The 14,371-nt window shown below is 62.9% G+C and carries 17 protein-coding genes; 3 read left to right on the top strand and 14 right to left on the bottom strand.

Annotation, left to right across the window (positions count from 1 at the left end):
• Positions 1–13: 13 nt before the first annotated feature.
• The 5 genes from NKJ06_RS04730 to NKJ06_RS04750 form a co-directional block, all read right to left on the bottom strand.
• Positions 14–238, bottom strand: a complete 225-nt coding sequence (locus NKJ06_RS04730; protein ID WP_352627629.1) for a hypothetical protein — start codon at positions 236–238, stop codon at positions 14–16.
• Between the two features lie 98 nt (positions 239–336).
• Positions 337–474: a hypothetical protein gene (locus NKJ06_RS04735; protein ID WP_164482279.1), complete on the bottom strand. Its 138-nt coding sequence runs from the start codon at positions 472–474 to the stop codon at positions 337–339.
• Positions 475–519: 45 nt separating this feature from the next.
• Positions 520–768 (bottom strand): hypothetical protein, encoded by a 249-nt coding sequence (locus NKJ06_RS04740; RefSeq protein ID WP_352627630.1) that lies wholly within the window; start codon positions 766–768, stop codon positions 520–522.
• A complete protein-coding gene (locus NKJ06_RS04745; RefSeq protein WP_352627631.1) occupies positions 765–1,034 on the bottom strand; it encodes a hypothetical protein in 270 nt (89 codons plus the stop codon). The genes NKJ06_RS04740 and NKJ06_RS04745 overlap by 4 nt, the downstream gene beginning before the upstream one ends.
• 143 nt (positions 1,035–1,177) lie before the next feature.
• A complete protein-coding gene (locus NKJ06_RS04750) occupies positions 1,178–1,384 on the bottom strand; it encodes a cold-shock protein (protein WP_352627632.1) in 207 nt (68 codons plus the stop codon).
• A 330-nt stretch (positions 1,385–1,714) separates the two neighbouring features.
• Between NKJ06_RS04750 and NKJ06_RS04755 the strand changes: the two genes are divergently transcribed.
• Together NKJ06_RS04755 and NKJ06_RS04760 are read left to right on the top strand one after the other, a co-directional pair.
• Entirely contained in the window at positions 1,715–1,939 is a 225-nt protein-coding gene (locus tag NKJ06_RS04755; RefSeq protein WP_352627633.1) for a hypothetical protein, read from the top strand.
• A 186-nt stretch (positions 1,940–2,125) separates the two neighbouring features.
• Positions 2,126–3,760 (top strand): tetratricopeptide repeat-containing sulfotransferase family protein, encoded by a 1,635-nt coding sequence (locus NKJ06_RS04760; protein ID WP_352809271.1) that lies wholly within the window; start codon positions 2,126–2,128, stop codon positions 3,758–3,760.
• A 160-nt stretch (positions 3,761–3,920) separates the two neighbouring features.
• Here the strand turns inward: NKJ06_RS04760 and NKJ06_RS04765 are convergent, their stop codons facing one another.
• On the bottom strand, positions 3,921–4,274 hold the full coding sequence (locus NKJ06_RS04765) for a DUF1428 domain-containing protein (protein WP_352627635.1): 354 nt from the start codon (positions 4,272–4,274) through the stop codon (positions 3,921–3,923).
• A 74-nt stretch (positions 4,275–4,348) separates the two neighbouring features.
• A complete protein-coding gene (locus NKJ06_RS04770; RefSeq protein WP_352627636.1) occupies positions 4,349–4,777 on the bottom strand; it encodes a VOC family protein in 429 nt (142 codons plus the stop codon).
• A gap of 243 nt (positions 4,778–5,020) precedes the next feature.
• Between NKJ06_RS04770 and NKJ06_RS04775 the strand changes: the two genes are divergently transcribed.
• On the top strand, positions 5,021–5,635 hold the full coding sequence (locus NKJ06_RS04775) for a glutathione S-transferase family protein (RefSeq protein WP_352627637.1): 615 nt from the start codon (positions 5,021–5,023) through the stop codon (positions 5,633–5,635).
• Between the two features lie 16 nt (positions 5,636–5,651).
• On the opposite strand, the gene NKJ06_RS04780 is transcribed toward NKJ06_RS04775, so the two are convergent.
• From NKJ06_RS04780 to NKJ06_RS04810, 7 genes are all read right to left on the bottom strand, one after another.
• Complete coding sequence (locus NKJ06_RS04780) at positions 5,652–5,825, bottom strand: hypothetical protein (protein WP_352627638.1); 174 nt, start codon at positions 5,823–5,825, stop codon at positions 5,652–5,654.
• 137 nt (positions 5,826–5,962) lie between these two features.
• Positions 5,963–6,271: a HigA family addiction module antitoxin gene (locus tag NKJ06_RS04785; protein ID WP_352627639.1), complete on the bottom strand. Its 309-nt coding sequence runs from the start codon at positions 6,269–6,271 to the stop codon at positions 5,963–5,965.
• Positions 6,272–6,298: 27 nt separating this feature from the next.
• The gene (locus tag NKJ06_RS04790; RefSeq protein WP_352627640.1) at positions 6,299–6,577 is read right to left on the bottom strand and encodes a type II toxin-antitoxin system RelE/ParE family toxin; all 279 of its coding nucleotides are present in this window, start codon (positions 6,575–6,577) and stop codon (positions 6,299–6,301) included.
• 87 nt (positions 6,578–6,664) lie between these two features.
• Positions 6,665–8,191 (bottom strand): ABC-F family ATP-binding cassette domain-containing protein, encoded by a 1,527-nt coding sequence (locus NKJ06_RS04795; RefSeq protein ID WP_352627641.1) that lies wholly within the window; start codon positions 8,189–8,191, stop codon positions 6,665–6,667.
• A gap of 305 nt (positions 8,192–8,496) precedes the next feature.
• Positions 8,497–9,402: a DMT family transporter gene (locus NKJ06_RS04800; protein WP_352627642.1), complete on the bottom strand. Its 906-nt coding sequence runs from the start codon at positions 9,400–9,402 to the stop codon at positions 8,497–8,499.
• 127 nt (positions 9,403–9,529) lie between these two features.
• On the bottom strand, positions 9,530–12,607 hold the full coding sequence (uvrB, locus tag NKJ06_RS04805) for an excinuclease ABC subunit UvrB (protein ID WP_352627643.1): 3,078 nt from the start codon (positions 12,605–12,607) through the stop codon (positions 9,530–9,532).
• A gap of 129 nt (positions 12,608–12,736) precedes the next feature.
• Positions 12,737–14,359, bottom strand: coding sequence for a DUF2778 domain-containing protein (locus NKJ06_RS04810; RefSeq protein ID WP_352627644.1), 1,623 nt, complete (start codon positions 14,357–14,359; stop codon positions 12,737–12,739).
• Between the last annotated feature and the right edge of the window lie 12 nt (positions 14,360–14,371).

Below are 14,371 nucleotides of genomic sequence, written 5' to 3' on the forward strand. Positions count from 1 at the left end.
TGCGCGGCGCTCCTCACACCCCTGCCGGATACGCCCCGTCGGCCGGGCCAGCGTAAAGCTCGCTGCCATCGTCGTCGCAAATGCGCAGGCGATCGGGGATTTGCGGCATGGCCAGCGTGTGGAACAGCGCGGTGGCGCCCTGCAGCGCGGCACGCAGGTTCGGCGCTTCCAGCGACACCTTGTCGAGCGTGGCTTCGTCGGCGTCGCGCGACCGGTAGAACTCGATGACGAAGTTCAAGCGCGCCTCCGTGGCAGAGCATTGCGTGGGCCTTCTCAGTCAGTCAATTCGCCGCCTCACACAGCGGAGAGGGCGCACGAGGCGCGCCCTCCAGTTTGTCAGCCCTTCGATTTCGGCTTCAGGCTGCTCTCGGCCTGCTTGACCGACGAGCCGAACGGGGAGGCGGGCTTGGCCACGACCTTGTCCTTTTTCGGCTTGCGCGTCTCGCGGTTGCTTCGCTGTTGACCCTTGGACATGGTGTGTGCTCCTGTTGCGTGTTGGCTCGGCTTTGCGGTGGGGTCTCAGACGACCGGGTCGTTGGCCGGTTCGAGATTGTCTTCGGTGGTGACCCGCTCATGGGTCTCCTGCTCGCTGCGGATGCGGTATTGCGGCGAGCCGTCCTTGACCGGCAGCCTGCTCTTGATCTGGAACAGTTCGGCGGTCTTCTGAACCAGGCCGGTGCGGTTCTTCATGCGCACGGTCTGACCGATCGCAAACTGGTGCGCGGGCGTGTCGGTGCGCGGGCGCGCATTCTGCTGGAAACGGATCATGCTGCATTCTCCCTGTCGCGCTTCAGCGCTGTTTCGAGTTCGAGGTAATCGATGGCGACAAGCTGGCTGGTGGGCGGGTTTTTCACTGCCCTTGCCGGCAGATGGATGAAGGTGGCGACGCGGCGCCAGGCAAGCCGGGACATGCCCTCGATCAGCTCTTCGTCGTGATCGATGTCGTAGTCGCCGGCCGGCAGTTGCCCTTCCAGTCCGCCGAGCACGAAAGGTGCCGCGAAATGCACGATGGAGTGGGTGGTGCGGTCCGGCATTGTCTTACCTATGCAAAGCAGCGGTGCTGAAAGCAAAAAAGCGGGACGAGCCCCGCTTTCCTATTTCCGGCAGTCGCTGGAAGTAAGCCGCTTTCGAGAGCTGCCAGTACATCCGTGGTCAGCGTTCATCGAATTCGGCCGGATCAGATCAATTGCAAACTGGCGGCCGACTCGCGGCCCTTGGTGTCGCGCTCCAACTCGAACCGTAGCTTCTGGCCTTCGGCGAGGCCGGGAAAGCCGGCGCGCTCCAGCGCGCTGACATGGACGAAAACGTCCTTGCCGCCATCGGTTGGCTGAATGAAGCCAAAGCCCTTCTGGCCATTGTAGAACTTCACGGTTCCGGTGTTCATGTGGGTCTTTCGAAAGAATGAGACATGGCCGCGGAGCGAATAGGCCGCGCGCCCGGTATCGATGATTTGGAATGAGATTGGCGGGTCGAGAACCTCTGACGCCGCGAGATGCCAATTCTGGCCCAAAACGATCCTGTCTATATAGGCTGATAGGGCTGATTGTTCAAGAAGATTCATGAAGAGCTCGGACGACAGCAAAAAAATAGATCGCTATAATTATTTGAAAAATCCTGATATGGCTCATTGGCTTTCAAAAAAATGCTTAAATTTACGCTGGGTCGATTTTCCCGGCATTTGCATTTTATTTGTTCCCCCGGAAAGGACAAAAACATGGTTTCCGTCAAAACCCCGAGAGGCACGACCGTAGCGATCAACCCGATCATCAAGCCAACCAACATACACGCCGGTGCCGCCGGCCCGACCGGCAAGCCGATGATCGTCAAGTCGGCACGCCTGACCATCAGAAGCGATGAGGCGGCAAGGCGAACGATCGCCGATACCGATGGCACCGTGAGGCGGGCCAGACAGGTCGCCGAGACCAACCGCCTGATCTGACCTTCGCCACCGATGGGAAGGGCTGGACCCCAAGCGAAGCCTTGAACCTGCCGCGCCGATGGCCTAGATCGCCACAGGCGGACAAAACACGGCAGGTTTCCCATCAACAGAGATCAGAGACGAGCGGCGGGCACGGGAGCCAGATCTGGCGCTGGAGGACAGCCACCGCTGGGGCTTGACCAGCGTGTGCAGCAAGCGCTGCAGCTGCATCAAGCCGGGCGCCGGCAAGAGGCCGAGGCGATCTACCGGCAGGTGCTGGCGCAGAAGGCCGATCACGCCGCCGCCGCGCATTTCCTCGGGTTGCTGCTGCACCAGACCGGGCGCAGCGCCGAAGGACTGGACCTGATCGAACAGTCGGTGCACCTGCAGCCCGGCAATCCGGATTTTCAAAACAATCTCGGCACGGTGCGGCGCGACCTCGGCCGGGTCGCTGCAGCCGTCGACTGCTTCCGCAAGGCGGTGACGCTGCGGCCCGATCAGTTGGCGGCGCGCGACAATCTCGGTTCAGCGCTGAAGCAACTCGGCCAGTTCGAGGGCGCCGAAGAGATCTATCGCGGCACGGTCGGGCGCAACCCTTTCCACGCCCGCGCCCGCATCGGTCTTGCCGAAACGCTGCAGGAAGCGGGGCGCCTGGACGAGGCGCTCGCCGTCTTCCGCGAAGCGCTGGCGATCCGGCCCAAGGATGGCGACCTGCTGCATGGGCTCGGCGTCGGGCTGATGGAAAAGGGCAAGCTCGATGAAGCGGCCGACCTGTTCCGGCAAGCGCTGGCGGTCGATCCCGGCATGGCGAGAGCCTGGCTGATGCTGACGCAGGTCAAGCGCCAGAAGGAACGTGATAGCGAATTGACCAGCATGGAGGCTCAGCATGCCAAGGCGCCGCAAGACAGCCTGGCGCGCATGCAGTTGTCCTTCGGTCTCGGCAAGGCCAATGACGATCTGAAGGATTATGGCCGGGCCTTCGATTATTTCGCCGAAGGCAATGCGATCCGCCGCAAGGGCATCGACTACGACCAGGCCAAGACGCGGGCCGAGTTCGAGGCGATGAAGGCAACCTTCGATGCCGGCTTCTTCGAAAAGCACAAGCCCAGCTCAATCAGCGACGACACGCCGATCTTCGTCGTCGGCATGCCGCGCTCGGGCACGACGCTGGTCGAGCAGATCATCGCCAGCCATCCCCAGATCTACGGCGCGGGCGAGCTCAGCATCCTGAAAACGGCGGTCGGCAGGCAGTTTCCCCTGACCATGAAGGGCGGGTTCCCGGCAGGGATCGCCGATATGCCCGACAAGGCCTTTGCCGAGGCCGGCGAGGCCTATCTCGACATGCTGCACGGCCGCTATCCCGGCTTCAAGCATGTCACCGACAAGATGCCGGGCAACTTCCTGCTGATCGGCTTCCTGCATCTGATGCTGCCGAAGGCCAAGATCGTCCATTGCGCACGCGATGCGGCGGCCACCTGCCTGTCGATCTACAAGGTGCATTTCCGTGGCGACAGCCATCGCTATGGCTACGATCTCGGCGAACTCGCCGATTTCCACAATCTCTACACCGATATCATGGCGCATTGGCACACCGTGCTGCCAGGCGTCGTGCATGATGTGCGCTATGAGGATTTCGTCGCCGACCAGGAAGGCCAGACGCGGGCGCTGATCGCCCATCTCGGCCTGCCCTGGGACGATGCGGCGCTGTCCTTCCACGAGACCGACCGGCCGGTGCGAACGGCTTCCGCCGCACAGGTGCGCCAGCCGATGTATCAGGGCTCGGTCGATCTGTGGAAGCGCTATGGCGACCGGCTGAAGCCGCTGCTGGATAGGCTGGATTAGCGGCCTGGTTGCAGTTTAGGCGAAGGGCCACGTCGCGGCATGGATCCCATGGTCTGCGCCGCGTCGCTTCGCTCCTGGCTCCGCCATAGGATGACGAAGCGATGGAAGCGCCGCGCGAAAGGAACTCGCGCGACGCGCTTGGAGTATTTCGTGTGCGGGCCTACAGCTCTATGAATGGCTTGAAGCCACCGAAGATCATGCGCTTGCCGTCGAACGGCATTTTCTCCCAATCGGCCTTCAAACGCGGATCTGCCATCACCTTGGCCATGACGGCATCGCGGCTCTCCCGCGATTCATAGACGGCCCAGGCGAAGACGACGATCTCGTCGTCCTTGGCCTGCACGGCACGCGGGAAGGACGTGACCTCGCCATAGGGTACGTCGTCGCCGATGCATTCGACATAGGCGAGCGCGCCGTGTGCCATCCATATAGGGCCTGCGAGATTGGCCAGCTTCTTGTAGTCGTCGAGTTTTGCCTTGGGTACGGCAAGCACGAAGCCATCGACATAGGACATTGTGGGTCTCCTCGTGGAAGTTCAAAGCGCCCCACCGGCGCCAGCCGGTGAGGGACCTGGCCGTTGGCGATAGATCAGGCTTTCTTCGTCGGCGCGTTCATCGCCCACTCGACGCCGAACGGGTCGCGCATATTGCCCCACTGGTCACCCCAGAACATGACCTGGAGCGGCACAGCGACTTCGCAGCCGGCATCGACGGCGCGCTTCCACCAGGCATCGATGTCGTCGCTGCCGAGATGGAGCTGCATGGTGTAGCCTTGCGGCTTGACGGCGGGCATCCCGTTTTCGGGATAGAAATCGGAGAGCATCAGCGTCGAACCGTTGATGTGGAGATGGATGTGCATGGTGCGGCCTTTTTCGTCCGCCGGATAGGCAAAGACCTGCTCCGCGCCGAAGGCCTTCTTGTAGAATTCGGCGGCCTTGAAGGCGCCATCCAGCTGCAGATAAGGGGTCAATCCGCCGAGCACTTTGGCCGCGGGCTGAACGGGGGTCTGATCAGTCATGTCTTGCTCCTCTTTGCGTTTGGCTTGGCCTTGCGAGACATAGGACGCATGAGATGACGGCGATCCTACATGGCCTCGAATTTTCTTCGAAGGCTGTGTCTGGACGGACCGGGCAACCGGCGGGCTTGAGCGAGAGGCGTGAAATGAACTTGCGCCGACGCCCCGCAATCAGAGCGCAATTCTCGCAGCTCCCGGTCTAGAACAGGTGGATCATCCGATGCTTCCTCAACTCCTGAGGCGACCATGATCCTCTACTATCAGACCCACTCACCCTTCGCGCGCAAGGCGCTCGTCTTCGCTCATGAGGTCGGTATTGCCGATCGGCTCGAGGTCATTCATCACGAGACCAGTCCGACGTTGCACAATGCCCGCGTCTACGCCGAAAATCCCCTCGGCAAAGTACCGGTGCTGCTGCGGCCCGACGCGTCGCCGATCTTCGATTCCGATGTTATCTGCGCCTATCTCGACACGCTGCATGATGGCCGCAAGCTGCTGCCGCAAGACGGCGAGGCGCGCTGGCAGGCGTTGCGGCTGCAGTCGGTCGCCCAGGGCCTCGCGCAGACAGGCATAGGCTTGCGCTGGGAGACGGACAGGCGACCCGAACAGCTGCGCTACAGTGCTCTTGCCGACGGATTCCGCGAAAAGATCGAGGCGAGCTACGACTGGATCGAAAGCATGCTGGACGACGAGGCACCGCTCCATGTCGGCCATATTGCGCTCGCCACCACCTTGTCCTGGATGGCGTTCCGGCACCTTCCGCCTTTTCGCTCACGGGCGCGACTGATGCGCTGGTTCAAGGCTTTCGAAAAGCGTGTATCGATGCAGGCGACGCCGCTTTCGGGCGATACGCATGACTGATCAGCGGGCGCCTCGATCAGGGTGCTCTGCAGATACGAGGGCCGTTCTGCGGATCGATGACGATTTCGGGCCAGCCGATGTCCTTGCGCAGTTCGATCGGCAGTGAAAGGAGGGCGCGCTCGCTGCGATAGCGGGCGCGAGCCTGCGCGTAACGGGTGGCAGCGCGACCTATGGATGACAGGGTGAACATGATGCTTTCTCCTCGGTTGAAGCCGGCATCATCGTGTCGGCATCCCAAGGACGTGGCGCGTGGCGGTCATCCGACAGACGGTCGAAAATTTTTGCTGGCAGCGTTTGATATCTTATTCAGGCGCTGCCGAGCGGCGCCTACGCAACCTTGAGCGTTGGGATGGCTGAAACATCGACTTCACGCTCCGCGTGCCAGGCATCGAAAGCCGCCTGCATTCGAAGCCAGATCGCGGCGCCGTCGCCGAACAGCTTCCCGAGGCGAGCGGCCACAGCCGGCGAAACCGACTTCTTTTCGCGGATGATGTCATAGAGTTGCTGCCGGGAGATCCCGAGCAGATTTGCAATTTCCACCTTGGTCTTTCCAGTTGCCGGGATAATGTCCTCAAGCAGCGCTCCCGGGTGGGAGGGACAACGCTCAATAGGACGCGTCGGCTCGTGCACAGTCATAAGTCTAACGTCTCCAATCTGGCCGCCTCAGTGGTATTGCTCGAAATCGACGCGGGCGGCGTCCTTGCCGTCGAACTCGAATGTTATGCACCACGGGCCGTTGACGTGGACCGTGTAACGGATGGGATCGAAGCCTTTCAGCAGGTGGAAATCGAAGCCGGGGAGGTTCATCTCTTCCGGCTTCTCTGACGCTTCCAGGCGGTCAAGCCGGACAAGAATGCGCTTGTGCATCTTGGCGTCGATCTTGCCGGTTTTTCCGGTTTGAAAGAGGTCCGATAGCGCCTTGTTCTTGAAGGACTTGATCATTGATATATGTAAACAGATTGCTTACACAGATCAAGAGGCTGTAAGCAAATAATTTACACGCCAGTCGCCCTTCATGGTCCGTGGGCCTCATCCTGCCGCCTTGGCCACCGAGCGGAAGAACTCCTCGGGATCTTCGACTTCAATCAGGCGCCGCTTGTCGATCAGCAAGAAGCGGTTGCCGACAGCGCGGATGAAGGAGCGGTCGTGCGAGGCGAGCACGCAGCTTGCCTGATGCGCCAGCAGCTCGGCTTCCAGCGCTTCCTGGCCGTCGATGTCGAGATGGTTGGTCGGCTCGTCGAGCAGGTAGAAGTTGGGATTGGCGAGCCTGAGCGCCAGCATCATCAGCCGTGCCCTCTGGCCACCGGACAGAACGCCGATCTTTTTCTCTTGCATCTCGATGACCACGCCAGCGCCGGCCAGCAACGATCGTGCGCGCTGCTCGCCGACCTCGTAGCGGCGTGAGACCAGCGCCAGCGGCGTGTCGTCGCCGCTGATGCCGGACAGCGCCTGGTCGCTATAGCCGAGCACGGTCGACGGCGTCACCTTCACATTCGGCACCGTGTCCGGTTCGACGATGGCATTGCGGATCAGGGTAACGAAGCGCGACTTGCCGACGCCGTTGCGGCCGAGCAGCACGATGCGGTCGCCCTGGCAGATGTGGCGCTTGCCGGTCCGGAACAGAAGCGTGCCGTCGGGCGTTTCCACCGCCGCGTCGTCGAGCGTGATCAGCACCTTGACGTGCGTGCCGCGATTGGCCAGCCTGATGGCACCGGCCGATTTCTCGCGATGCGCCGGAGCCGCCGCCTCTTCCAGCCTTTCCGCGCGCTGGTTGAGCTGCTTGGTCTTGACCGTCAGCAGATCGCTGCCCGAATTGATGCCGATGTTGTTGAGCTTGGCCGCCTGCCGGCGCAATTGCTGTGCCACCTTCATGTCGCGCTGGAACTTGCGCTCCGTCGAGGCATCGACTTCGTCGAGCGCCTGCCTGGCGCGGGAATAGGGCAGGGCAAACACCGGCGACTGTTCCGGGCGCAAAAACAGCGTCCGGTTGGTGGTGGCGTCGAGAAAGGCGCGGTCATGGCTGGCGATCACCACCGGCACCTCGCGCGGCAGCGTGTTGAGCCAGCTTTCGAGCTGGCTGATCCGGGCCAGATCGAGATGGTTGGTCGGCTCGTCGAGCAGCAGCACGTCCGGATCGGTGACCCAGACGCGGGCGATCAGCGCCAGCCGCTGCCAGCCGCCGCTCAGCGCCTGCATTTGCCGTTCGCGCATCGGCTCCGGCACATCGAGCGAATCGAGCACCACGTCGACGCGCCACATCTCGCTCTCGGCCTGCTCCGGCGGCAAGGCGTCAGCGACCACTTGATGGAACGTGCGGGTGAGAAGGGCCGGAGCAACGGACTGTTCGACATGGCCGACGCGCAGGCCGCGCGTGCGGGTGATGTCGCCGGAGGTCGGTTCCATCTCGCCGGTCAGGCATTTGAGCAAGGTCGACTTGCCGCGGCCGTTGGCGGCGACGATGCCGAGCCGGTCGCCGGTGCCGAAGGTGAGGTCGAGGTTGGAAAACAGCGGCGCACTCATGGTGACGCCGAGGGATTTGAGGCTGATCAGGGCCATTTTGATTTCTCTGGTCTTGGCCGCCTCTTTGTCGGAGCATGATCTTTTCCGAAAACCGGTTCCCACTTTTCGGGATCATGCTCTAGCGGCTCAATGCACTTTGACGGTGCGCCTACCAGCCATCAGGCTCGGCGTTGCGGCACCACGAAGGGCAGACCAAAAAATCGAAGCGGGAAAACCCGGACCGTCCCTGGTCAGCCCTGCAAGCAAGCTCGCAGGGCAGAAATCGGGCCACGCTGACGATGGTGACGAGAAAAATCGAACACGTGAGCCCTCCTTTCAAGACGTTCGAGTGTGCGGACTGACTACACCAAGGGCGTGGCGGATGGCAAGACTACCGCTTTCGCCCGGCCCGGGAACGGATCGAGCACCAGTATGCAGCCGCCGATGATCGCGACAGCGCCGAAGCCCTGGATTACGGTCAGCGACTCCCCAAGCATGCTGGTGCCGACCAACACCGCGATCACGGTCACGGCGAATTCGACGCTGATCGTCCTCGTCGCGCCGATACTGGCAACCAGCCGAAAATAGACGATGTAGGTCAACGCGCTCATCAGGCAGGCGAGGACAGCGAGATAGAGGAAGTCGATGGCGCGCGGCATCGCTGGCACCGGTACGGCGAGAAGCAGTGGCAGCGTCATCAGGCCGCCTAACAGGAAGGCGGCGCTGGTGAGTTCCCACGAGCCGGCCGAGCGCAGATGTCGGTTTGCATAATTGCTGCCGAAAGCGGCCGAGAAGGAACTGAACAGAGAGGCGGCGCAGCCGAAAGCGAAGGATGCCGTGATCGGCACTGCGGGAAAACCGACCAGGACGATGATGCCCAAGGCGCCGAGCAGTAGTCCGGCCAACCCGCGAACGGTGATGCGCTCAAGCCCCCATAGCTGGCCGAGGATCATCGAGAACAGCGGGATCGCGGCAACAAGGATGGCCGCCACCGCCGTGCCGATGCGCGGGGTGGCATAGGATAGGCCGACAAGCTGCGCGGCAACCGTCGTCGCGCCGACAACGGCGAAGCGCCGCCAGCCGGCGCTGAAATCGAGCCGGCGTCGGGTCGCGGCGGCAAGCAGCAGGAGCGTGATGCCGGCGATCAGCGAGCGCAAGGTGACCGCGCCGACCCAGCCGAAGGCGTGCACCACCTTGAGCAGCACAAGGAACGACAAGCCCCAGGTGATGGCCAGGAAGATATAGGCGGCGATGTCCGTGGGTTTCATTGTGCGGGCGGCCGTGGGAGTTTCTTGCGGTAGGGAGCGGCGAAGCTGCCGTGGCCCGTATCGCTTCGACTGGCAACTGACAAGGCTGGGAGCGTGGTCCAGCCAGTCAACAGTATGACTCCAGGCCCTACCGTCCCGGTCTGCCTGTCTTCCCCGGCCGGCGCTTTTCACGGCGGGCGTCGCCAGGATCCTCATACGAACCAATGCCGGCGCGCTCACGCTTGACCGGCTTGTCACCCTCGATCGGCGTCTCGGTCCGCCGCACGGTCATCTCATCGAGTGAGTTCTTCTTGAACAGCGGTTTGGTTGCGTCGCCGGGGATGCCGAAATCGGAACCATGCGCCTCTTCCGCCGACTGTTTCTTGAACAGCGAGCGTGACACCGCACCCGCTGGCGTTGGCATATCGGTGCCCGGGCCCATCGCGTCGAGCGACGGCTTCGAAAACAGCGGCTTCTTCACCGGAACGGCGCCATCGGCGCCCATCTCGTCGAGATCAGGCTTGCGGAAGAGGTTAGGACGGGCAGCCTTGGTGGCCTCTTCGGCGGCGCGTGCTCGGTCGAGCTTGCGAAAACGCTCCTGTTCCTCTGATGTACGATGTTTGGCCACGCCCTTGTTGTGCTTGCCCTTTTCGCGACCCGAAACCGGGCTTTCCATGTCGGCGTATTTGGCCAGCGGGTCTTCGGAGATGGACAGTTCCATCTCGCGCAGCCGCTTGATCTCGTCGCGAATGCGGGCCGCTTTCTCGAAGTCGAGATTGGCGGCGGCGTCGCGCATCTGCTTTTCCATGGCGTCGAGATGGGCTTTCAGATTGTTGCCCATCATGGCGCCGGCGCTGTCGGTGAACTGCGAGATGTCGGCGCGGACATGGTCCTTCTCGTAGACCGAGTCCAGAATGTCGGAGATGCGCGACTTGACCGATTCCGGGGTGATGCCGTTGGCTTCGTTCCACTCCACCTGCTTCTCGCGGCGGCGGTTGGTCTCGGCCATCGCCCGCTCCATCGAACCGGTGACCTGGTCGGCATAAAGGATGACTTTGCCATCGACGTTTCGGGCGGCACGGCCGATGGTCTGGATAAGCGAGGTTTCCGAGCGCAGAAAACCTTCCTTGTCGGCGTCGAGAATGGCAACGAAGCCGCATTCGGGAATGTCGAGGCCCTCGCGCAGCAGGTTGATGCCGACCAGCACGTCGAAGGCGCCGAGGCGCAAATCGCGCAGGATCTCGATGCGTTCCAGCGTGTCGATGTCGGAATGCATGTAGCGGACGCGGATGCCTTGTTCGTGCAGATACTCGGTCAGGTCCTCGGCCATGCGCTTGGTCAGCACCGTCACCAGCGTGCGGTAGCCGGCCTTGGTGGTGTCGCGGATTTCGCCGACGACATCGTCGACCTGGCTCTTGGCCGGGCGTACTTCGACCGGCGGATCGATCAGCCCGGTCGGGCGGATGACCTGTTCGGCGAAGACGCCGCCGGCTTGTTCCATCTCCCACGCGCCGGGCGTTGCCGAGACGGCGACGGAGAGCGGGCGCATGGCATCCCATTCCTCGAAGCGCAGCGGTCGGTTGTCCATGCAGGACGGCAGACGGAAGCCGTATTCGGCCAGTGTCGCCTTGCGGCGAAAGTCGCCTCGATACATGCCGCCGATCTGCGGCACGGTGACGTGGCTTTCGTCGATGAAGACCAGCGCATTGTCGGGAATGTACTCGAACAGGGTCGGCGGCGGATCGCCCGGCTGGCGGCCGGTGAGATAGCGCGAATAGTTCTCGATGCCGGCGCAGGAGCCGGTGGCCTCCAGCATCTCTAGGTCGAAGCGGCAGCGCTGTTCCAGCCGCTGCGCTTCCAGCAGGCGACCGGCGCGCTCCAGTTCGACCAGTCGGTGCTTGAGCTCTTCCTTGATAGATTTGATCGCCTGGTTCAGCGTCGGGCGCGGCGTCACATAGTGCGAATTGGCGTAGATCTTGACGCTTTTCAGCTCGCCGGTCTTCTGGCCGGTCAGTGGGTCGAATTCGGTGATCTGCTCGATCTCGTCGCCGAACATCGAAATGCGCCAGGCACGATCTTCCAAGTGGGCCGGGAATATCTCGATCGTGTCGCCGCGCACGCGAAACGAGCCGCGGACGAAATTGATGTCCTGCCGCTTGTACTGTTGGGCAACGAGGTCGGCGAGCAGAGCGCGCTGGTCGAGCCGATCGCCGATCTGCATCTGGAAGGTCATCGCGGTGTAGGTTTCGACCGAGCCGATACCGTAGATGCAGGACACCGAGGCGACGATGATGACGTCGTCGCGCTCCAGCAGCGAACGCGTCGCCGAGTGGCGCATGCGGTCGATCTGTTCGTTGATCGAGGATTCCTTCTCGATGAAGGTGTCGGTGCGCGGAACGTAGGCTTCCGGCTGGTAATAGTCGTAATAGGAGACGAAATACTCCACCGCGTTATCGGGGAAGAATTTCTTGAACTCGGAATAGAGCTGGGCCGCCAGCGTCTTGTTCGGTGCCAGGATGAGAGCAGGCCGCTGGGTCTCCTCGATCACCTTGGCCATGGTGAAGGTTTTTCCGGAGCCGGTGACGCCGAGCAGCACCTGGGTGCGGTCGTAGTTGTCGACGCCTTCGACCAGATCCTTGATCGCCGTCGGCTGGTCGCCGGCCGGCTCGAAATCCGACACCATCTTGATGGCGATGCCGCCTTCGGACTTTTCCGGGCGGGCAGGGCGGTGCGGCGTCCACAGCACACCGTCCTTGTGCAGCGGATTGCCGGATTCGATCAGCGCCGACAGCGCTGCCACCGTCGCGGTGACGCTGCCCGAGGCCATCGTCTCAGCGTCTTCCAGCGAAATGTCGAGACCGGCGACCGGATTGAGGCCGGCTGCCGTGCGTTCGCGCGCCGATGCCGCGCCACCCATCGAGGTGCCGCGTGCGGTGCGGCCGGGCGAAGACGAGCGTTCCGGAATCTTTTTCTGCGATTTGGCGCCGCCACCTTTGCCTGTGGCGCGGCCTTCCTTCTCGGCCTCCTGCTCGATCTGGTCGGCCCAATCCGCGATCGAACCGGACAGCGGCGTGCCCGACAGCTCTGGCTGGGGCATCTCGGCGAAGCCGCCTTTGTGCAGCGGCTCGGAAGCGTGGAGGAAATCGGTCAGCGGACTGCGCCGCTTCGGCGCGGCGCGGTCGTCATTCGCCGTCGGCGGCGTTTTTTTATCGGGAGATTTGGCCATGTCCCGAATATGGGATTTCCTGGCCAAAATGGAAAGAGCGCGGTGGGGAGAGGCGAACCGGACAACGTGGCTCCTGACAGTAGGCTGTCAGGAGCAGGCGCGAAAGATGCGGCCGAATGCCCGTTGGTACTACGCGCCCCGGGCGGCCGATGCGACCTGCGTCGGCGAAGACGACAGGCGCGGCACCACAACGAGGCGTTTGATTTTGCCCTTCTTGTAGGCGGCGAGGAAGCGCGCATAGTCCTTGAAGGCGACGCAGCCGCTCGACTGGCCGTAGCGGCCTCGAAGCAGGTAGGTATGGGCCAGAAAGCCGTCGCGATTGTATTTGTTGCGGCCATCGACCGGTGTCAGGCGCAAGGCCTCCACACCATGAAAGCGCGTCTCGCGCAGCGACAGATTGTAGGTGTTGGGCGGTGTCGGTCCGCGGTTCTTCTGGTTGGCATAGCGCGGCTGGTCCGTCATGGCGCCGATGCCTGAATGCGCCTCGAGCTTCGAGCCGTCAGGCATGTAGACGGTCCCGGCGCTGATGTCGTAAACGGCGACGCCATTGCTGGCTCCGCTCCTGGACCCTGGCGAGTTGAACAGGTTCCTGAAAGCCTTGCCGAGGCCACCCGAAGGCGTGTCCGGCTTGGCATAGGCCAGCACGTTGCCGCCATCGGCCGGCCGTCCTTGCCGGGCCGGTTTGGCCGGTTGGGCAGTCTGGGCTTGCTGGACGGTCCCGCGAGCCGGCTTCGGTTGCTGGACAGGATTCGGCTGCTGGACAGGTTTGGACTGCTGTACAACCTTGGGCTGCGGTGCGTCGAATTGTGGGCGCCGGGTCGGCAAAGGCACATCGTCGGTGAGCGCGTCCGGCAGCGAGGCAGCATCGCCAGGTTGTCCGTGCTGGGTTTCGACAGGCGAAACCGCGACGTCAGCCGATGATTCCTCGATCGGCAGCGGTGAGGCAAACGCCTCGTCGTCGACCGGCAGCGACTGCACGAGGGCCAGCGCCAACTGCGAATTATCCGGCGTCTGCGAATCCGACTGGGCAAAGCCCATCGGTTGCGGCGCGGTTTGCACGACAGCGGAGCCGGTATCCAGCCGGGCGAAACGTTCGGCCGCCGGAGCCGGCATGTCGTCGGACAGGCTGGCCATGACCTGGACGGACGGCACCAGCGACGCCTCGGCAATTTGCGGCGCGACGGTGGGAATAACAGGGTGCACCGGCGCGTTGGCCACGACTACGGGCTTTCCAACGCCGGCAAAGGCAGCGGCGAGCTTCATTGGCGAAAGCGACGCCTCCATGCGCTCGAAACGCTCCTGCGACTTCGACTTTGCACCAGTGGGAACGGGCTTTGCCTGCGCCACAAGGCGCGCGGATTTCTCCGCCTGCGGGCTCAACCGGGCAAGCTTGAAGCAGCTGGCGCCGCACTGCACGGCATGGTCGTGAAGGGCCTGCGTGCCGCCATGGGCATTGGCAAGTACGAAGGGTGCTCTCAAAAAATGCTGCTTGAGCGGATCGGCAAGGGCAAAGGATCCCGGCATCGACAGGGTCTGCGGAAGGCCACCTGATGTCGCCGACAGCGAGGCGCCGACGGAACTGAGGCCGGCCATGGTGCCGATCAGCCACAGGCCAACCGCAGCGCTGATACCGGGCACGGCGACCCAGCGGACGATCCGTTCAGGGGTGAAGGAAGAGGAACGCGGCGCGTCGCAGGCGGTCACGCCGTCCCAACGCTCGTCCCCGACAATTTTTTTACTCAACAACGCCATGCAACCAATCTT

This window comes from Mesorhizobium sp. M0293 (genome assembly GCF_040321735.1).
GTDB lineage: Bacteria > Pseudomonadota > Alphaproteobacteria > Rhizobiales > Rhizobiaceae > Mesorhizobium.